This window comes from Eisenbergiella sp. OF01-20, assembly GCF_003478085.1.
Taxonomy (GTDB): Bacteria; Bacillota; Clostridia; order Lachnospirales; family Lachnospiraceae; genus Eisenbergiella.
Map to the genome: position 1 here is coordinate 50,668 of NZ_QUES01000003.1, position 19,055 is coordinate 69,722.

16 protein-coding genes are annotated in these 19,055 nt (G+C 48.2%); 5 read left to right on the forward strand and 11 right to left on the reverse strand.

Annotated elements, in window-relative coordinates; all coding sequences use genetic code 11:
• Positions 1 to 45 precede the first annotated feature (45 nt).
• From DXA36_RS05705 to DXA36_RS05740, 8 genes are all read right to left on the reverse strand, one after another.
• The gene (locus DXA36_RS05705; protein ID WP_118677223.1) at positions 46 to 1,557 is read right to left on the reverse strand and encodes an alpha-L-arabinofuranosidase C-terminal domain-containing protein; all 1,512 of its coding nucleotides are present in this window, start codon (positions 1,555 to 1,557) and stop codon (positions 46 to 48) included.
• A 12-nt stretch (positions 1,558 to 1,569) separates the two neighbouring features.
• Positions 1,570 to 3,033: an ABC transporter substrate-binding protein gene (locus DXA36_RS05710; protein WP_118677225.1), complete on the reverse strand. Its 1,464-nt coding sequence runs from the start codon at positions 3,031 to 3,033 to the stop codon at positions 1,570 to 1,572.
• A gap of 38 nt (positions 3,034 to 3,071) precedes the next feature.
• Positions 3,072 to 3,902: a carbohydrate ABC transporter permease gene (locus DXA36_RS05715; protein ID WP_118677227.1), complete on the reverse strand. Its 831-nt coding sequence runs from the start codon at positions 3,900 to 3,902 to the stop codon at positions 3,072 to 3,074.
• A gap of 10 nt (positions 3,903 to 3,912) precedes the next feature.
• The gene (locus tag DXA36_RS05720) at positions 3,913 to 4,824 is read right to left on the reverse strand and encodes a carbohydrate ABC transporter permease (RefSeq protein ID WP_118677229.1); all 912 of its coding nucleotides are present in this window, start codon (positions 4,822 to 4,824) and stop codon (positions 3,913 to 3,915) included.
• Between the two features lie 105 nt (positions 4,825 to 4,929).
• Entirely contained in the window at positions 4,930 to 5,922 is a 993-nt protein-coding gene (locus tag DXA36_RS05725; RefSeq protein WP_118677231.1) for a LacI family DNA-binding transcriptional regulator, read from the reverse strand.
• A gap of 429 nt (positions 5,923 to 6,351) precedes the next feature.
• Positions 6,352 to 8,754 (reverse strand): transglutaminase-like domain-containing protein, encoded by a 2,403-nt coding sequence (locus tag DXA36_RS05730; RefSeq protein ID WP_118677233.1) that lies wholly within the window; start codon positions 8,752 to 8,754, stop codon positions 6,352 to 6,354.
• Positions 8,751 to 9,887, reverse strand: a complete 1,137-nt coding sequence (locus tag DXA36_RS05735) for a DUF58 domain-containing protein (RefSeq protein WP_118677235.1) — start codon at positions 9,885 to 9,887, stop codon at positions 8,751 to 8,753. The genes DXA36_RS05730 and DXA36_RS05735 overlap by 4 nt, the downstream gene beginning before the upstream one ends.
• Positions 9,884 to 10,822, reverse strand: a complete 939-nt coding sequence (locus DXA36_RS05740) for an AAA family ATPase (protein ID WP_118677237.1) — start codon at positions 10,820 to 10,822, stop codon at positions 9,884 to 9,886. The genes DXA36_RS05735 and DXA36_RS05740 overlap by 4 nt, the downstream gene beginning before the upstream one ends.
• Positions 10,823 to 11,170: 348 nt before the next feature.
• Here DXA36_RS05740 and DXA36_RS33975 point away from each other — a divergent pair, with 348 nt between their 5' ends.
• The 3 genes from DXA36_RS33975 to DXA36_RS05755 all read left to right on the forward strand — a co-directional run bounded on the left by DXA36_RS33975 (position 11,171) and on the right by DXA36_RS05755 (position 13,830).
• Positions 11,171 to 11,371 carry a hypothetical protein gene (locus DXA36_RS33975; protein ID WP_330424983.1) on the forward strand — a complete coding sequence of 67 codons (201 nt, stop codon included), beginning with the start codon at positions 11,171 to 11,173 and terminating at the stop codon, positions 11,369 to 11,371.
• Positions 11,372 to 11,606: 235 nt separating this feature from the next.
• Positions 11,607 to 12,143 (forward strand): DUF2284 domain-containing protein, encoded by a 537-nt coding sequence (locus DXA36_RS05750; RefSeq protein WP_118677239.1) that lies wholly within the window; start codon positions 11,607 to 11,609, stop codon positions 12,141 to 12,143.
• A 61-nt stretch (positions 12,144 to 12,204) separates the two neighbouring features.
• Complete coding sequence (locus DXA36_RS05755) at positions 12,205 to 13,830, forward strand: glycoside hydrolase family 43 protein (RefSeq protein WP_118677680.1); 1,626 nt, start codon at positions 12,205 to 12,207, stop codon at positions 13,828 to 13,830.
• A 148-nt stretch (positions 13,831 to 13,978) separates the two neighbouring features.
• On the opposite strand, the gene DXA36_RS05760 is transcribed toward DXA36_RS05755, so the two are convergent.
• Both DXA36_RS05760 and DXA36_RS05765 read right to left on the reverse strand, forming a co-directional pair.
• Entirely contained in the window at positions 13,979 to 14,824 is an 846-nt protein-coding gene (locus tag DXA36_RS05760; RefSeq protein WP_118677241.1) for an aminotransferase class IV, read from the reverse strand.
• Between the two features lie 27 nt (positions 14,825 to 14,851).
• Positions 14,852 to 15,997, reverse strand: coding sequence for a YkvI family membrane protein (locus DXA36_RS05765; protein WP_118677243.1), 1,146 nt, complete (start codon positions 15,995 to 15,997; stop codon positions 14,852 to 14,854).
• 254 nt (positions 15,998 to 16,251) lie between these two features.
• On the opposite strand from DXA36_RS05765, the gene DXA36_RS05770 reads away from it, so the two are divergent.
• On the forward strand, positions 16,252 to 17,169 hold the full coding sequence (locus DXA36_RS05770) for a LysR family transcriptional regulator (RefSeq protein WP_182478949.1): 918 nt from the start codon (positions 16,252 to 16,254) through the stop codon (positions 17,167 to 17,169).
• A gap of 165 nt (positions 17,170 to 17,334) precedes the next feature.
• Positions 17,335 to 17,952, forward strand: coding sequence for a DedA family protein (locus tag DXA36_RS05775; protein ID WP_118677247.1), 618 nt, complete (start codon positions 17,335 to 17,337; stop codon positions 17,950 to 17,952).
• A 143-nt stretch (positions 17,953 to 18,095) separates the two neighbouring features.
• Here DXA36_RS05775 and DXA36_RS05780 read toward each other — a convergent pair whose 3' ends face one another.
• Positions 18,096 to 18,944 carry a PD-(D/E)XK nuclease family transposase gene (locus DXA36_RS05780; RefSeq protein ID WP_182478950.1) on the reverse strand — a complete coding sequence of 283 codons (849 nt, stop codon included), beginning with the start codon at positions 18,942 to 18,944 and terminating at the stop codon, positions 18,096 to 18,098.
• Between the last annotated feature and the right edge of the window lie 111 nt (positions 18,945 to 19,055).

Sequence of the window (19,055 nt, forward strand, 5' to 3'; positions counted from 1 at the left end):
GGCTGTCCTGAAAGATTTTCAGGACAGCCTTTTTTCAGAATACAATTAATCCGGTAAAAAAGTTATGGCATTGACGGAATGAGGAAGAAAGGTTATACGGCAGGAATTATTTTCAATGGAGGATTCCTGCGTAATCGTTTTCACTTTATCCGGATTCTGAGAATTATCAGCGTGTAAATCCGCGTGCCAGAGTGTGGAAATTAAAATGCGTTTATAGGTACGGCTGCAATCGTTTAATTCCAGTACGGCTTCCAGTTCCCGATCGAAGCTTATGTTGGTTACAAAGGCAGTAACAGAGTCATCCGCCGCACTTGTAGCAGCTATATCGAGAAGCGGAATCTGTCGTTTCTTTTTCTTAACTGTGCCGTATTTGGGCCATCGGCGATCCGTGGGCATATCCAGGGGGATATTTTCTATATCGCACCAGCTTTCCACCAGCTTTTCACCCAGATGCTCAGCGTATAGCTTCATCATGTAAAATTCAGGCTGAATCAGCATTCCATTCTCCGTCACCTGAATGGGACCATTTCCACCGACAAAGAAGGTATAGTTTGCCATTTCTACATACTTAGAATCTCTGATAAATGAATTCAGGATGGTAGAGGACCAGAGGGCCATTTCCAGAGTGAATTCACTGCCGTCCCTTTCTCCCATAGGATTCCATTCGTCCCATACAACTTTAACGGGGATTTCTGAATCATCGGCAGCATTTTCTATTGCATGGCGCATCAGCATAGTGCGTTCATGGAAAAATTCACCCATTGTCATGCGTGTACGGTAATCGGAATTGGCGTAAGCACAGTCATTGCCGATGGGGTAATAATGCGCGGAAATATAATCAATATATTCCCCGGCTTCCGGTGCATATGGTACCTGCTGTATGGTAAGCCTTTCCGCAACTTTATAATTCCAGACGGGATCTGTTTCAAGTCCCACTGCCGTCAGTTTTATGGAAGGATCCACCCGCTTCATAGCATAGGCGAAATGAACTGCTTTTTTTGCATAATCTTCTGCATTTAGAGAGCCAAACTGCCATTGCGCATACATTTCATTGCCAAGACACCAGTATTTTACATGAAAAGGTTCTTGATAGCCATGGGATATACGAAGGTCTGCATAGTAAGTTCCTCCGGAACCGTTGCAGTATTCTACCCAATTCATGGCTTCTTCAGGGGTTCCGCTTCCCATATTTACGCCAATAACAGGCTCCGCACCGGCTTTCCGGCATAGATTGACAAATTCGGCGGTACCATGTCCGTTGTCTTCGATTCCACCCCAGGCAAAATTAATTTTCTTGGGACGCAGCTGTTTTTCACCAACAGCATCCATCCAATGATAATGAGAACTAAAATTGCCTGCCCAGCGGATCTGGGAAACCCCGGCTTCCTTCATTTTTTCAATAACATCATTACGCATTCCATCCGCATCGGACAGAGGGCTATCGGGCATATAGATACCGCCCGGTATATTTCCCTTAAACTGTTCAACAAAATGGCCTAATAAAAAGGGACTTATTTTGTTTTTAATATGCTCCGGGTAAATTGTTATACGGTTCATTAGATTGCTCCTTTAGTGAGTGATCCCCACGGATTTCAGGGCTGTTTCGATTTCTGTTTCCATATTGGTTAAGGCTTCTTCTGCTGTTATGCTGCCCTTATACATGGATTGTGTATAAGTATCGATGATGGAACTACCCTGTGAGCCCAGGTAGGGAAGGCAGATATCGCCCCAGCAGGTTTTATCACAGGCAAGACTGTCTGTGATTGCGGTATAATAGCCCACATCTTCTCCTGCATCCATAAGTCGTTTCATGTTATTTCCCCGTGCGGGAGCCACACCATTGTCAATTCGTGTCATTTCACCATCTTCCGACGTGACAAATTCGATAAATTTCCAGGCGAGTTCCTGTTTTTGAGAAAGTGCGTTGATTCCAAGACTCCATCCGGAAATTACAGGGCTTTTTCCGGGGGTAACGCAGCAGCCTATTTTACCTGTCATATCACCTGAATTGATGGAGGGATAAGCGCTGCTCCAGTTTTCACACATGAAAACTTCGCCGGATGCCATCATGGCGTTTACTTCATCAAAACCGTATTCATTCCAGTTAGCGGGACCGAAGGAAAGAAGGGTTTTGTTATAGTTCATGGCGTCAATACCGGCCTGACTGTTGAATTGTGAAGTCCAGTTATCACCAAACATCGATCCTCCAAAACTACCGAGGCGGGACATCCAGGACCACATGGCGGCATTGGTCACACCCTGTGATAAAAATCCATATGTAGTGGGGGAATCCGGATTATCTTTTTTTGAAAAATAAGCGGCAATTTCTTTCAATTCATCAGTTGTATTCGGAACGGTAAGGTCTTTTCCGGTTTTTACCTTATAATCTGCCTGAATTTCAGGATCTTCCAACAGATCCTTACGGTAAAAGCCCATCATTTCACATATTTGATAAGGAACTGCAAAAACACCATTGGAATCACTGGTTCTATCGATGAGAGCTGTGGAAAATCCATCCCAATTATAATCCGGTGAGCCATACTGTGTGGAGAGTTCGGTAAGATTTGCCAGCTGGCCTACGCTGTTAAATGTATCCATGTAGGCACTTACAAAACAGGTTACATCCATTTCTTCATCTCCCGCCAGGGCCAGTGCAATTTTAGAGTTCAACTCATCGAAGCTGTAAATGTACAGGTTAACTGTGGCACCACTCAATTTCTGAAAAGCGTCAATAGATTCCTGAAGCGGATCTGAAAATTCACCTGTACAGCAGAAAACAGTGAGCGTCTGACCGGCGTACTGCCCCTGTAAGCTGTCTCCGGGATTGAGATTCAGTTGATATCCGAAAGCTTCAGCATTAGCAGCATCCTCAGAAGGAGGTGCGGCAGGTTCGCTCGGAGCATCAGCAGAATTCTCTGACTGTACCGGGCTTTCCCGGACAGGTGATTCAGTCTGCGGGCTTGTGCAGGCGGTGAGCAGCCCCGTAAGCATAGCGGCTGCCGTTAATGTTGCGAGTAAGGTTTTCTTTTTCATTTGTACCCCTTTCCGCGCATGAAGCGCTTGAAACCATGTTATCCTTTGACCGCACCGCTGACAAAACCTTTTACCAGATAATTCTGGGCAAAAATGGTAATGATTACGGTGGGAACAATACAAAGCATACCTGCAGCGGCCATACGTGCATAAGGTGTTTCCAGAGTATTGGCCGCCCAATATTTAATCCCCACTGCCATTGTCCGGTTTTCATCTTTGTTGATTAATACCATGGCGAGTGTGAGTTCATTCCATGCGAAAAAGAAAGTCTGCAGAACAACAACAACAATGCTGTTAGCGATCAGCGGAAGTCCGATTCGAAAAAAAAGCTGGAACTCGTTTGCACCGTCCACTACTGCCGCTTCATAAATACTATCCGGAATATTCCGGTAAAAACCCATACAAAGCCAGGTTGCAAGGGGCAGGGAAAGAGCGGTATAGCATAAAGTCAGTGCAGGAAGGGAATTGATCCATCCCAATTGTTTAAAAAGAAGATAAAAAGGAATGGTCATTACCATAACCGGAATCATACGAAGCATCAGAACAGCTCCTGAAAGGCGCTGGCTGCTTTTCCCGGAAAGCCTTTGCAGCCCGTAAGCACAGGTGGAAGAAAACAAAACGACAAGAGTGGTAGTGCAAATAGAAACAAAAAAACTGTTTTTGAAGAAAGTAAAAGCACCGCTAGTGCCAAAAACTTCACGAAAATTTTCCAGCGTCCAGGTATGAGGAAACAGCGGGGGCATATTGGTGAAAATATCGGTCCGTTCCTTAAAAGACATTGTAAATGTCCAGAATATGGGAAAAAGGAATAGTACGGCAGCTGCCAGAAGACATAATTTAAATAAAAATTCACTTATTTTATTTTTCATGGGATACCTCCTACATATCGGTGGGCACAAACTTATTTGTAATTTTTAAAAACAAAAAGGTAATTATAATGATTAGGGAAAAAAGCAGAAAAGCCGCCGCCGATGCCTCACCCACCTTCAAATACTTAAAGCCGGTTTCATAAATGAAATAAGCGATTGTCTGGGTACTTCTGGAAGGACCGCCTTCTGTCAGTGCGTAAGAAATATCAAACATACGCAGAGCGTCCATAAGACGGATTGAAACGACCAGCACAACAAAGCTTGCTATACACGGAAGGGTAACATGAAAAAATGTTTGCAGCTTATTGGCTCCTTCCAACTGGGCGGATTCTAAAAGTTCGGCTGGAACTGTGGTGAGGGCTGCGAGAAGTATAATCATAACATAAGGGGTACCCCACCAGAATTCTACGGTCAGGACTGCAAATCTGGCCCAGAAAGTATCGCCGAAAAAGCTGATGGCAGACATTTGCAATCGGTTGAGCGTAGAATTGATCAGGCCGTAGTTGGGAGCAAAAATAATGTACCATATATTAGCGACAATCAGCGGACAAAGCATCATGGGCAGGATAAAGGCTGTTTTGGCCAGTCGACCGGCCAGACCTTTGACCGTGGGAGAGTTCAGTGCCAGTGCGAGCAGCATGGCAAGAACAATTGTACCGGAAACGGCAATAAAGACAAACTCCAGTGTCCAGGAAAAAGACTGTATGAAATCAGGGTTAGCAAGAACGTTTTTGTAATTTGTAAGCCCGCAGAATACTCTGGTAGATGCGGGCATTGCTATATTGTAATTTTGAAAACTGATTTTAAATCCATACAAAATCGGAATTACAATAAATAAAAAAAGCAACAGGAATGTGGGAAGAATAAAAAGAATGGAGATGAGCTTCCTTTTTTGTGTTATTGATTTCTTTGTTTTTTTCATGACAACCTCCCTCGTAAATGGTAAATAATGGATGCGTACACGTGTACGCAGATAAATAAAAATAATATTATAACTTGCAAACGACAGTTGAATTCTGCCGTTTGCTTATAATGATGTTCCGTCGATAATCTGATATGGTACATAAATTGTCTGCATTTTGTGATTATTTTCAATCATATTAAGCAACAGTCCAATTGCTTCATTTCCGATCTGTTCCACATTATTTTCGACAGATGCGAGCGAGATAGGAAGCATCTGCATCAAATCAAGATGATCGAAACCCATAATTCCATAATCCTTACCGGCAAAAAACCCTTTTTTCTGCAAATTAAGTATAATATACCCTGCGTAGATATCCCCGGAACATAAAAAGGCTGGTTTATCTCCGGATACCTTGGCAGCTGCAGTAATTTGTGCCGTTTGTTCTATATAATCCTGATCGGCAAGAACGGAAAAATCCATATTATAGTTCTTAGATGCGGTTTGTGCGCCTTTTAATCGTTCCCTGTGTCCGCCATAGAAATCCGCCTCTTTCCCTTCAAAACCCGGAAAAACAAAGTATAAGGAATGATATCCTTTTTCAGCGATAAATCCGGCAGCGCTCCCGGCTGCTTCAAATTCATTGTTTCCCACAAAAGATAAGCCTTCCAGTTTGTCTCCTCCGATGATAACTACAGGAAAAGGAAGCTTTTTCAGATAATTATAATGGTTTTTTTCCTGGCTTGCAGGATCGAGCAGGAGTCCATCGATCCTGTGGCCGGCTAGTTGGGTGACAATATTCTCCTCCAGAATCTTACTGTTGTCATGCAGGGTAATATTCAGCAGATATCCGTTATCACGTGCTACCCGTTCCATCGCATCGATGACGCTGGGGAAGAACATATTTTTTAAATCACACAGTACAATACCTATAGTCATGGATCTTCCTTTCACCAGACTGCGTGCGAGAAGATCAGGCTGATATTCCAGTTCTTTAGCCATATTTAAGATGCGGGATTTAGTTTCCTCGCTGATGCGGCCTGTTCCGGATAACGCTCTGGTTACAGTTGTTCTGGAGACTCCACAGGCTTTGGCGAGATCTTTTGTCGTTATATTCATAAGATATAATTCCTATATTTTTCTATTGGTTAATATGTATACAAATAAAATGTTTAGTAAATTTTATGTGGTTATTAAAATTTGCGTTCTCGTGTACGCACTTATTGTATATTAGATATTATGTTTTGTCAAGTGGTAAGGATTAAAATAAAAATGGAAAGTTACCATTCACGGCTCCTATACCTGCTGCCCTGTGATTTTCGGCTAAAAACGCAGCAGTACTAACGCTGTAAGCTGTAAAGGACACAGCGTATGGGCTGGCGTTTTCAGACGCCCTTCCAGGAATCCTTGCAGCGCCGCCGCCCCTAGGGAAAACCGGGCAGGCAAAACCACAGGGCAGCAGGCATAGGAGCCATGAATGGTTACATGTAAAAAGGGAAAAAGACGAAACAGTTCAGATCGGTCTGGACAGAAAATGCGCAGACCGGTTCACCTAAGCCGGTAAAAAAGCCGTTTCATCCGTCCGCATCCGCAAAGATAGTGTTTTTCCAGAATATGGACATACTGCTCCATTTCCCGCACCTGCGTCCCGGAAGCAGATACACCCCCGAACCGGATGCTTTGGTACTGGTAAATAATATGGGAAAACGTTTGCTCCGGCGTATCCAGGACACTGCCCGCCCGCTGTCCATAGGAAGAAAGGGTCTCTCCTTTTTCCAGCCGTATCCCCTGCAGTTCTCCCAGGTACAATACTTTCTTCATCCCTTCTTCCAGCTTTTTCTCAGCGTCAAGACGGCGGTAGGAGCAAAGCCGCAGGCGGTTCCTGCAAAAGAAAAAGGAAGCCAGGAGCAGAAGCAGCAGGGCCAGAAGAAGGAGAACTTCTCCCGCATGCCGCAAGAGCGATGCTCCATGGAGGGACATATAAGAAGCAGCGGGAGAGGGCTGGCCAACACTTTCGGTTTCCGGTATCATATCTGTTTCCCCGGGACAAGACAGGACGGGAGCGGAGGCGGCAGGGACGGAAGGCTGGCTCCAGGCAGCGGCTGCTGCCTCATAATAACGGGGCGTGGATTCAAACGGCACCCATCCCACATTTTCGATATAGCATTCGGCCCAGGCATGGGCATTATCCCCTGTCAGATAGACCTGACGGCCTTCCGTCACGCGTGTACCCGTGGTTACAAACCCTTCTATATAACGCGTGGGGATACCGCAGCAGCGGCCAAGTACGGCCATCGCTGTTGCAAAATAGGTACAGTAGCCTTCCGGATTGTCGAAGAGGAAATAGTCGGTAAAATCCTGCCCTTCGGGGCATACAGCAGGGGAAGTCGTATAAGTGAGTTTACTCAGCCAGGCTTCCAGCGCCTTCAGCTTGTCGTAATCGGTGGCGGCTCCCCGGGTAATTTCCTCCGCAAGGGTATAGACTCTCTGTGGAACCGTATCAGGCAGAGCGGTGTAATGCTGGTAAATATAAGCCTCCCGTTTCTGCAGGGTTTCATCCGAAACCGGTTGACGGACCCAGGCCTGCTGACGGAGAACCCGCTGCATCAGCGGACTGCCCCAATCCACGTCCAGGCAGAGAAGGGTATAACGGTAGCCGACTCCCTGGGCCTTGGGCAGGAGGAGGCTGTCGTAGCCGGTATCCGGGGGATCTCCTTTGGTAAAAACAAATTTGCTTGTATAGGGGGCTAAAAAGAGTGTCTCTGTTTTCAGCCCTTCAAATCGAATTTCAAAACGGCAGGTCCGTATCAGCGCGGCCTGTTCTTCTGAAGTCAGATTGCTTTGAGACAGGGCGGATTCCAACTGCCTGCAGTGAAGAAGGTATTCTTCCCCGGGATAGCTTTTGTCTGTAGCCCTCTGCTCCCAGCCCTGCCCATTATAGCAGTCATGGATGGTTCCGGTAAGATAGAGCGGAGATTTGGTTTTACTGCCCGTTACGGAAAGCTGGTTGGAGGGAGCGGGTAAAAGGCTGCCCTCCAGCCCGCCGTCACCGCTGTAGCCGGTAAAGGAAAGGCCGTAGGTATCCTGGCTGCCTGAAAAAAGGTAGCTGGTATGGACCAGCAGGGCATTTGTTTTTTCTTCCAGTACGGAGGCGAGGGTACGCAGGGTATCCCAGCGGACGGGCCTGTCATCTGTCGGAAACAGGGCGAGCAGGACGGCGGCGGCCAGAAATACCGGTGTCAGATATCGTACATTTTCATCCGGAGGGGCGAAGAATAAGGACAACCCGCCTTTCAGGGAAACCGGAGAAGCTTCCCTGCCACGGCTGATAAAACAGGCAGCCGTCTCCGCCAGGAAAAGAAGGAGACAGAACAGGAACAAGATAACGCCCTCTTTGGAAAAAGGAATTTTCCAAATCGCATATATTACAAGAATGCATGCCTGGAATAACAAAACCAGCCCTTTCAGCCAGAGCCGCCGGGAGGAGAGATACGCAGTCGCTCCGCACAGAAGGATCAGAAGTCCGCTGATCAGGAAAAGCAGATACAATTCCCGTCCGGCTGCCGGGGCGGCGGGAAGGGAAAGGGATCCCTGAGCCGGCTTCTTTTTATCCGGAAGGGATACCAGAAGACCTGCCAGCAGGGAAAATACAGCCAGGCCTCCCCATACCGGAAGGCGCAGCTTTTTTTCTTCCGACCAGGTAATGAGAAGGAGACAGAGCACAGAAAGCAAAAGGAAGCCTGCGGGGGAGAAAAGGAGGTCCGTTCTGACGTTTTCCAGGCCCGGCAGCACAGGCAGGGCCATAGCGGCATCCGTTCCTTCGGCGGCGGCTGTGAGGGTCCCGGCGGAAAGTCCCCAAAAGCTTTTCAGGATAAGCAGGCTTTCGGTACAAAGGCAGGAAGAAGCGGCCAGGGCATATATTCTTTTTATATGGTTTGATCGTAGTTTCATAAAGAAAGCTCTCCCACATTGACAAGCAGGACTTCATTTCCTGCCAGCTGATTTTCCGCCACACTGCGGGCCAGGGCATCCGTAACGAAAGCAGTCACCAGAATATAGGCATTGGGACCGCCGGACGAGGAAAGGAAACTGTCCCATACTTTTTCCAGAGGATAAGGGGATTCGAAGGAAAGCTCCGCGCATTTGTCATAAAACGGCTCAAACCCGGTACTTTCATCCACCAGAATTTCCCGGAGGGAATCCTCCATAAATAAAATACGGATGGGAATATTCTTGAGATAATAATCATGGACGAAGGACAAAGCCGCTTCGATGATATTATCTTCCATGGAACGCTTTGCTTCCATGGAATGCTTCGCTTCCATGCCTTCTCCCTGCGGGGTCAAATCCATAAAAAGGATCGTTTCAAACAGTTCCTCCGGCATCTGTTTGCGGACCAGAAGTTCTCCGGCCCGTGCGGAGTTTTTCCAGTGAATGTACTTTCTGGAATCTCCGGGAAGATAGGATCGTAGTTCATAGTCGGGCAGATCCTGGAGCCGGGATACCGGGAACAGGGAGGTTTTGGGATCCTGTTCCTGTAGGACGATTTTCAACTGTTCCAAAGGAATGATTCGGGGCCTTGCTGTCAGCCGGATTTGGGACATCATGGGGTAACGGATGGTAAAAAGTCCCAGGAAATCCGTGACCTCCACGCTTTTTACCCCTACGGGATAGGTTCCCCTGTATTTGCAGTACATCTTGGTATCCACCCGGATTTCCTCATGGGGAAGCAGGGATATGACACCCGGATCCGCCGGTTTCATACGAACCATATCGGAAAAAAAGTGAAGCCTGATATGGGTAAAGGGAAGAAAATCTTCGTTTGCCAGCAAAAGACGATAAGGGACTTCCTGCGCTTTCACGACAACGCGGGAAACATCCTGTACGATTTTAAACCGATAGAACACATACAGGGAATAGAAAAAAGCCAGCACCGGCAGCAAAAGGGCGAAATAAAAAAGCAGATAGGAAATATTCCCGCCCCGGCAGCTTACCAGAATTGTGGCGCCGATGAGGAAAAAAAGATAAAGGAGCTTGCCCCAGCGGTTTTTCAGCCGTTTTTCCTTCTTTTTCTTTCCTTTCATAATACAGGTACTTTTGCCGCACGCATGGCTTCCTGCAGCACATCCTTTTCTTTTTTCCCTTCCAGACGCGCCTGGGCAGAAAGAATCAGTCGGTGGAGCAGCACCGGTGGTGCCAGGGCTGCCACATCCTCAGGCGTGGTGAAGCTGCGGCCTTCCAGATAGGCCCGGCTTCTGGCGGCCCGCACCAGGGCAATAGCTGCCCTCGGGCTGGCGCCCAGGGTAAGATATCTGCTTTTTCTCGTATTCCGTGCGATTTCCACGGCATAGCTCATAATATCGTCATGCACCCGGACTTCCCGGAGTTCTTTTTTCATATCGGCAACCGCTTCCTTTGTGGTAACGGGAGAAAGCTGTTTTACCGCCTCCCCGTTCAGGGCGCGGCGGACGATATCGGCTTCTTCCTTTTCTTTTTCGGGATATCCCATGGAAACCTTCATCAGAAAACGATCCAGCTGGGCTTCCGGCAGCCGGTAGGTACCCAGCTGTTCAACCGGGTTCTGGGTGGCGATGACCATAAAAAGTTCCGGAAGCGGATATGTTTTCCCGTCTGCGGTAATCTGCCTTTCCTCCATGGCTTCCAGCAGGCTGGCCTGTGTCTTGGGGGAAGTCCGGTTGATTTCATCAGCCAGCAGAATATCGTTCATGACCGCTCCGGGCATAAAACGGAATTCACCGGTCTGCATCTGATAAACAGACATGCCGGTCACATCACCCGGAAGGGTATCGGGAGTGAACTGGATGCGGGCAAAGCTGCAGCGGATGGATTGGGCCAGTGCCTTTCCCAGGGTGGTTTTCCCCACCCCCGGTACATCCTCCAGAAGAAGATGGCCGTCGGAAAGCAGGGTGATGAGAGCAAGCTCTATCACCTCCCGTTTTCCTATAATAACGGTTTCCATGTTGGAAATGATTTGCTGCAGGACCTGGGACTGTGGCATGAGGAAATCCTCCTTTTCCGAGAGTATATGGTAATAGGGTGACGGACAATATGTATTCTGCGCCGAACAGATACTCTACTTATACCATAGCAGGGACGGGGTCCGATGTAAATGGATAAAGAGGGGAAATGTTGGATAGGATTGGGGATACTGCCGGAAATATTCTGTTGTGGATATGTATGGTATAAGCCGTATCCGTACTCTGTGATGTCTTTGAGATAAGTTTCGTTTGTAGAAAATTGAACTGTGGAATCCAAAGGAACTCAGTGGAGAAATATCTCCGGGCGCTTAAGGAAAGCTTTATTGTCTATCAGGCAAAAGATATCATGTAAAAGGAAATATATTGGTATGAGATATATGCTACTTAGTTCCCGTTCCATCGATGTGGGCCATATACTTGAGAATGTGCTATACCTGGAACTTCTTCGCAGGGGTTATGAGGTTTATGTGGGAAAAATTGATGATTTGGAAGATGATTTTGTAACCATGGAACCTAAAAAGACAGGTTATTATCAGGTCGCGGCTTCCGTAAAGGATGGAACAATTTAAAAAGAGAACTGGCGCCGCTTCAAAAAATCACAGGGCGGCAGACACAAAGGGCCGTGAACATAACGTTTCCTTGCCATTTTTAACCTCTGCTGTAAAAAAGACTCCTAAATTCACCCGATATCTGTTATGATAAAGAAAACGGGCAGCAGGTATGTGAGGGAACCTCTTCACCGCCGTAAAGTCAAATACCCTGCGGGAATAGGATGCCCGGACGCAGTAGGAAAAGGAGAGTGGAATGCAGGATTTAACTACGATTTTTGACTTATGCAGGAATGCAGGTGTTCATCAGCAGGCGGTAATTCCGGTGGAAATGATAAAGTTTTCCGACGAAGTCCGGCATCTGTGTGAGGTGAATTACTGCGGATCCTACGGAAAAACCTGGGCATGCCCGCCCGGGGTAGGGAGTGTGGAGGAATGCAGGGAAAAGTGCATGGCATTTAAGCAGGTGTACGTGTTTACCACATGGCATCCGCTGGAGGATTCTCTGGATCTGGATGGGATGCGGGCAGGAAAAGAGGCTCATGAGAAGGTATGTGCCAAGGTAAGGAAAATTTTCACGGAAAGTTTTGAACGGGTACTTGTACTGACCTCCGAAGGCTGCGGAAACTGTGATGTCTGCACCTACCCGGAGGCCCCATGCCGTTTCCCGGAGCGTATGTGCCCTTCTGTGGAGAGTTATGGGATTTTTGTAAATGAAGAAGCGGCGGAAGCAGGGATTAACTATATTAACGGAGCGAACACAGTAACATATTTTGGCAATGTCTTTTTCTGAAACCATATAAGGATGGCTCGCAGAGCGCGGCATCCGTTGTCTATTACAGGAGGAAATGACCGTGAGCTATGAAATTAAAAACCCGCTGTTACCGGGATTTTATCCGGATCCGTCCATCGTGCGTGTAGAGGATGACTTTTATATGGTGACCTCATCCTTTTCATACTACCCCGGCGTGCCGGTTTTCCACAGCCGGGATCTGGCGCACTGGGAGCAGATCGGGCATGTGCTGGATCGGCCGTCCCAGCTGCCGTTAGGAGCGGACTGGATCTCCGGGGGAATCTTCGCCCCTACCATCCGGTATCATGACGGGCTTTTTTATATGATCACCACCAACGTGGATCATGGCGGGAACTTTATAGTAACGGCAGAGGATCCGGCGGGTCCATGGTCGGAGCCGCACTGGATAGAAGGAGCGGAGGGAATCGATCCCTCTCTGTTCTGGGATGAGGGCGGCACCGCCTATTATACAGGAACCAGCTCGGGCAAGGATATGCGCCACAGTAAGATATGGATAAGCCGGATTGATCTGACGGATTTCCGGCTGACGGGAGAAAAGAAAAAAATCTGGGGAGGTTCCCAGATTCTGGCCTGGTGCCCGGAAGCTCCCCACCTATACAAAAAGGACGGCTGGTATTATCTGATGATAGCCGAAGGCGGCACCGAGCACTTCCATGCGGTGACGATAGCCAGGAGCAGGGAGGTGATGGGGGAATACGAAGGATATGACGGCAACCCCATCATGACCCACAGGCATCTGGGTATGGGAGCGGCTATTGCCAATACGGGGCATGCGGATATCGTGGAGCTGAAGGACGGCAGCTGGTATATGGTTATGCTGGCTTCCAGGCCCTATGGCGGATACCATAAAAATATGGGAAGGGAGACCTTCATCGCCCCTATGGTTTGGGAAAACGGCTGGCCTGTGGTATGTCCGGGAAGCGGAAAGCTGGACTGGACCTATCCGGCCCCTGCCCTGCCGGAAGCCCCTGTGCCTGCCCTGCCGGAAACCGATGATTTTGACGATAAGCATCCGGGTTTTGCCTGGAACTGTCTGGGAACTCCCAAAGAAGGGGATTTCCGTCTGGAGGACAGCTGTCTGAAAATCAGGACAACGGCCAGGCCCATGGAACCCACGAACCCGGAAACGATGGAAAAAATACGTTCCGGCCGGCTTCCCCATGTAAACTGTGCCGGATTTGTGGGACGCAGGCAGCAGCATATGAGCTATACGGCCTTTACAAAAATGCGGTTTGAACCGAATGAGGGGCAGACTGCGGGCCTGATACTGCTTCAGAATAATTACCACTCCCTGCGGGCGGAAATGACCCTGGAAAAGGGACGGCGGATTCTGCGGGCGGTGAAAGGATATCTGACCCAGGAAGGGGAAGTGACCTACCACAATGTGGAAAGGCCATGGCAGATGGAAATCTGCGGAGAGCGGGAATGGCATTCGGACACCGTAATATTGGAGCTGAAGGCGGAAGGGCAGAAAAACACGTTTACGGCGCTGGAAGAGGACGGAACCAGGCATGTGCTGGCCTGCGGGCTGGACGGCAGCTTCCTTGGATCCGAGACGGCAGGCGGTTTTGTGGGCGCCTATGTGGGGATGTTTGCCAGCGGCAACGGGAAGGAAGGGAGCAATTTTGCGGCCTTTGATTTCTTTACCTACAGGCCGGAGGAGTAAGAAGGTCAGACGGCATACAAATATAGGAACGGAAAAATTCCCGGACGTCTCTGTGACAGGCATGGACGTACCGGGAATTTTATATCGGATACCGGGAAATTATTACCCCGATGGAGCCGGAGCAACAGGATAACCGCTTTTTTCGATTTTAATAATTCGTATCCTTTTCATAGAAGGCAGTGTAGGCGTCCTGAAGCTTTTTCAGGGTCACCGGATCGTTTCCGCCGATGGGGGTTCCGTCCAGTTCATCCGCAGCGATGCAGAGGCCGCCGGAGCTGCTGATGATGACTTCATCTGCCGCTCTGAGTTCATCCATGGTAAAGACCGCTTCCCTGGTGGGAATGCCGTTCGCTTCCGCCAGCTCCAGAAGATGCTTCAGAGTGATGCCGGGCAAAATCAGGTTATCCCTGGGAGGCGTACACAGAACACCGTCTTTTATCATCAGGACATTGCTGTGGGCACATTCCGTAACCCGTTCCCCTCTGTGGAAAATGGTTTCCTGACAACCCTTTTCCATACAGCGCTGGTAGGCGATAACGCTGGGGATCAGGTTCAGGGTCTTGATGTTACAGTGCAGGAACCGGGTATCCTCCATGGATATCAGCTTGAAGGTGCTGTCCATGGGAACCAGCTCACAGGGAACGGTAAAAATCATCAGGTTGGGCTTTACCTGGGCCGGAGGAAAGTTATGCGCCCGCAGTGCGGTCCCTCTGGAGCATTGCCAGTAAAGCATGCCGTGATCGATTTCATTCGCATCGATACATTTCTGCAGCTCTTCCACCAGGACTTCCCGCGGCATGTCAAAAGGAATTTCCAGCATTTTGCAGCTGTTATAAAACCGATCCACATGATCCTTTACCGCAAAAATGTGGTTATGGGCAAAGGTAGTGGCATCATAGCAGCCATCGCCAAAATAAACGGCCCGGTCCAGCATGGGGATTTTCATTTCTTCCAATGCCCCGATTTCCCCATTGTAATATCCTACATATTTCATATCAAAAATCTCCTTATAGGTAATTCTTTACTTGTTATTCTTATAACGGATTATTTTGTAACCGCCGATAAACAGAGTGGGAAGCAGATAGAACAGGATAAAGCCGTAGGACAGATAAGAATATCCTTTTTCAATCAGGGTAACCACGCCGATGCGGGACAGAAGCAGGGCGGCAAGCAAGGTGATTACCGTGATAAGCCCTCTCTTTTTGTCGGTGAGCCTGGTATTTCCCCTTTCCTCCAGGGCAATATCGAAACGGTCGATTATCATATGGATACAGCCGGTAGCCGTTTCCACCAGGGTCCATCCCATAACGATACTGAACAGGGCAAGAAGGACGGGACCGCCGTTCACCGCCTTGATCATTTCCATCCAGGGAGTAGCCACATCAGCCCCCACAATGGAAGTGTCCCCATAAAAGCACATCATGGCAAAATAAGAGAGGAACCAGGGGATAACCATTAAAAGTCCCGCAATCAGACCGGAAAAGAAGGTTTCCTTCCGTTTTGTCTGTCTGGTGAGGGAAAACATCCCCATGGGGATAGAATTAATGTTATATGCCACATACAGGATCCCTGTCCAGATGCACAGGCCCAGGGTGATTTTGCCGTCATAGGCGCTGGTATCCGCGGATGCAAATACCTGCGGGATATTGCTTCCCTTGCTTATCAGGACAAGGATGGTAAACAGGATATAGCCGCCGTAAAGAAGCACGGTTCCTACGGATTCGAACTTTTCAATGACCTTGGAGCCTTTGAAATTCAGAAGGCCGCACAGGAAAACGATGACCACCGCTCCCAGAAAATTAGGCAGACCGACCTGTTCAAAAATGCTTCCTGTGGCCGCCGCCATAACCGCGATTAACATAATGGCTATTAATATAGTAAGAACGTCCATTACCGGCCATAAAGGGCCAATCACCTGCTTGATGTAATTTTTGTAGTCATATACCTTGTAAATCCGGCAGATTTCAAAGGTAAGAAAGGCAAAAAGGGCAAAGCCGATTCCGATGGTCAGACCGGATATCCATCCGAAAGCTCCGAATTTGGCCCCGTAGGAATAAATCTCCCGTCCTGTGGCATAACCGCCGCCTATCAGAACAGACTGCAGCAGCACACCGGGCAGTATGTATTTGGCGTAGCCGCCCTCATAAAATTTTTTCAGACTTTTCAATGGTAAGCACCTGCTTTCTTTTGTAATTCATAAATAGAATTATAGGGCAAAAAATAAGCAGTTGCAAATAGTAAGATTGCATATTACAATAAGTAAAACTTATTACTACCTCAAACTCCGCAGGTGCCAAATGGCCCTCCGTCCGCTGTCTGCGGGGCGCTGCCGGGATGGAGGGCCATTTGGCAGCTGTGAAGCTTGAGGTATTACAAAGTAAAATCAATAGTAAGTACAACCGGAAAAGCAGGAGGAACAGAATGAACCTGAAACAGCTGGAATATTTTGTGTCGGTGGGGGAGACCCTGAATTTCACGAAGGCGGCTAAAAAATGCTTTATTTCCCAAACGGCTATGACCCAGCAGATCCGGGCGCTGGAACAAGGGATTGGAGCGCTTCTGTTTATAAGGGATAAACACCATGTGGAACTGACGCCGGCAGGCAGGGTGTTTATGAATGAAGCGAAAGCCATTCTTGCCAGGACGGACGAAGCCGTGAAGCTGGCCCGGTCGGCGGCGGAAGGTTTTTCCGGATCCATTTCCATCGGATTTATCAGGGGATACGAACAGAGTCTGTTTTCTGAGACAATCCGGAATTTTCATGAAACCTACCCTAATATTTCCATACGTCTGATCCGGGAAAATATGAGCGCTTTATATGGGCTGCTGGAGGATGGGGAATGCGATATCGCCTTCAACCTGTCTCCAAATATAAGAAATTACCAGGATTTGAGCCGCCGCTTTCTAAAGGCGTATCCCCTGATGGCGGTTCTGTATCCGGGACATCCCCTGGCATCCAGGAAACATCTGAGCTACCGGGAGCTGGCAGGGGAAGAATTTATTATCATGCAGCCCAAAGGACGTCCGAATGACGAAGCAGAGGAGGTTATCCTGTGCTATAACCGGGGCGGCTATGCGCCAAATATTGTGAGCAGGGAGAAGGAGGTACAGACGTTGCTGCTCATGGTTTCCGCAGGGCTTGGCATTGCCATACTGCCGGAATATGCAGTGAGATATTACCGGAATACCCGCAATCTTGTCGTGATTCCCATGCGCAAGGAGGGGGAAGGGCAGGAAGAGGAGACCCTGGATTTTGAAGTGAGCTGGCTTACGGAAAATCATAACCCTGCCATTGAGAAGCTGCTGCAGTGGGTGAGCATCATGAAGGTGACCGAATAGTGGCAGATCGGCTTTGCAGATTTGGTACTGTTATGGGGAAAAGAGGCATAGACTGGATAACAAGGAAGCATAGCAAAGGCGGTAACCGTTCAGCCGGCTCTTTGTGTCCTGCGGCATCCCTTCCGGATACAAAGAGCCGGCTGAACGGTTACCAGAGGCGTGGGTATGCAGGATATTGTTATTGACATCATGAATCAGTTCGGCTATTTGGGAATTGGTCTTTTGATCGTGGTGGAAACGGTGTTTCCGCCCATCCCTTCGGAAGTGATACTCACTTTCGGGGGCTTTCTTACCACCTGTACGAAAATGACGGTTCCGGGGGTGATTTTTGTTTCTACCGCCGCGTCGGTGGCCAGCGCTTTTCTGCTGTATGGACTGGGCGCCCTGCTGAGTCCGCAACGATTCGGAAAATTACTGGACAGTAATCTGTGCAGGAGGCTGGGCTTTAAAAAGGATGAAATTGTCCGGACACTGCAGTGGTTTGACGGGCAGGGAAGAAAAGCGGTATTTTTCGGAAGGTGCATCCCTATCATCCGCAGCCTGATATCCATTCCTGCCGGGATGGCCAGGATGAAGCTGCCTGTTTTTACCCTGTTTACTGTGGCAGGAAGTCTGATCTGGGATACCGTGCTGGTGGTTTTTGGGGCGGTGGCAGGGGAATCCTGGGGGATTATTACGGAATATCTGGATACCTATTCCGCACTGGCCTGGATTGCCATAGGAACGGCGGCAGTGACGCTGGCGCTGCGGGTATGGAAACGGCATAAACAGAAGAATATATAAAATGGCGTGAAAAGAGGCTGTGGCATTTGTGTTTTTTTGGCAGCATATCATCCTGAAAACATATTAGGATTCTTACTCCGGTTTGGGGAAGCCGTACCCAAACCGGAGTAAGAACCCATATTAGTGCCAAAACACCTTTTTAATTATATATCAAACTCTTTAAAGAGCTTTTTCTGTAATGCAGGGTCGCTGGCAGCCCTGACGATATCCTCCGTACGGTTTTGCTCGGCAAGGAGCCGGTTTAAGAGGTTTACCCTTTCCTGGCCTTTGCTTTGCCCTTTTTCCATGCCTTTTTCCATTCCAATCTCAAGAATATTCATCTTCACAGCCTCCCATTCTTCCGATTGCTTTACTTCTTTTACAATCCGATCCAGCTTCACAATCCTTTTATCCTTTACCAGTATTTGCGGATTATCCAGCGTTGTATTCTTCATATACTGTAGTAAACTAACCAGTTCCGGCCTGCCGTTAAGGCTTGTCATATTCAGGAATATTTTTTTCGTCCCGTCCTCTAAATGCAGACCAGCTATCTCTTCGCATTGTTCCGTAAAAGTATACATTGCCAGATTCCGGGAAAAAATATCCTCTTGTGTGATGAAAATAATAATCGTGGATGGCAGGTGCCGATATTTGGTCTTTCGTCCCGCTTTTAGTATGGGGGTATCCAGCAGTCCCTGGTAAAAACGGGAGCGTTTCCGCAGATTATCATTTCTGGAGTCATTCTGCATTTCCGTATTAAACTGCCGGTTTTGCCCGTCGCGTGCCCAGGCATCCAAACGGATGGCGCGTTTCCCGGATCGGTTGAGCACCACCTGCTCCACCTTCACTTCTCTCAGATTTAGACCTGGTTCATCAAGAATGATGCGCAGTGTACTCTCATAAGCCGCCTTATTTTTCATCACAGATAAAAACAGGGCAAAATCACTCAGATTGAACTGATAATCAGGGGGAATGATCTGCTCAGCCAACGTTGTTATTGTTTTTTGTTCCATAGGCGTTCCTCTCTTTCTTTTTGTGCAGAGAGAAGCTTCGCCTTTTCTTCTCCCTGCTATTTTTTTGTCAGCAAGGAGTTCATGCATGCACATACATATCTACGTATGTTA

What these genes read in the sequence shown, in the direction of transcription:
- DXA36_RS05705 (WP_118677223.1), bottom strand. Translation starts at nt 1,557, where the DNA reads ATGAACCGTATAACAATTTACCCGGAGCATATTAAAAACAAAATAAGT.
- DXA36_RS05710 (WP_118677225.1), bottom strand. Translation starts at nt 3,033, where the DNA reads ATGAAAAAGAAAACCTTACTCGCAACATTAACGGCAGCCGCTATGCTT.
- DXA36_RS05715 (WP_118677227.1), bottom strand. Translation starts at nt 3,902, where the DNA reads ATGAAAAATAAAATAAGTGAATTTTTATTTAAATTATGTCTTCTGGCA.
- DXA36_RS05720 (WP_118677229.1), bottom strand. Translation starts at nt 4,824, where the DNA reads ATGAAAAAAACAAAGAAATCAATAACACAAAAAAGGAAGCTCATCTCC.
- DXA36_RS05725 (WP_118677231.1), bottom strand. Translation starts at nt 5,922, where the DNA reads ATGAATATAACGACAAAAGATCTCGCCAAAGCCTGTGGAGTCTCCAGA.
- DXA36_RS05730 (WP_118677233.1), bottom strand. Translation starts at nt 8,754, where the DNA reads ATGAAACTACGATCAAACCATATAAAAAGAATATATGCCCTGGCCGCT.
- DXA36_RS05735 (WP_118677235.1), bottom strand. Translation starts at nt 9,887, where the DNA reads ATGAAAGGAAAGAAAAAGAAGGAAAAACGGCTGAAAAACCGCTGGGGC.
- DXA36_RS05740 (WP_118677237.1), bottom strand. Translation starts at nt 10,822, where the DNA reads ATGCCACAGTCCCAGGTCCTGCAGCAAATCATTTCCAACATGGAAACC.
- DXA36_RS33975 (WP_330424983.1), top strand. Translation starts at nt 11,171, where the DNA reads ATGAGATATATGCTACTTAGTTCCCGTTCCATCGATGTGGGCCATATA.
- DXA36_RS05750 (WP_118677239.1), top strand. Translation starts at nt 11,607, where the DNA reads ATGCAGGATTTAACTACGATTTTTGACTTATGCAGGAATGCAGGTGTT.
- DXA36_RS05760 (WP_118677241.1), bottom strand. Translation starts at nt 14,824, where the DNA reads ATGAAATATGTAGGATATTACAATGGGGAAATCGGGGCATTGGAAGAA.
- DXA36_RS05770 (WP_182478949.1), top strand. Translation starts at nt 16,252, where the DNA reads ATGAACCTGAAACAGCTGGAATATTTTGTGTCGGTGGGGGAGACCCTG.
- DXA36_RS05775 (WP_118677247.1), top strand. Translation starts at nt 17,335, where the DNA reads ATGCAGGATATTGTTATTGACATCATGAATCAGTTCGGCTATTTGGGA.
- DXA36_RS05780 (WP_182478950.1), bottom strand. Translation starts at nt 18,944, where the DNA reads ATGGAACAAAAAACAATAACAACGTTGGCTGAGCAGATCATTCCCCCT.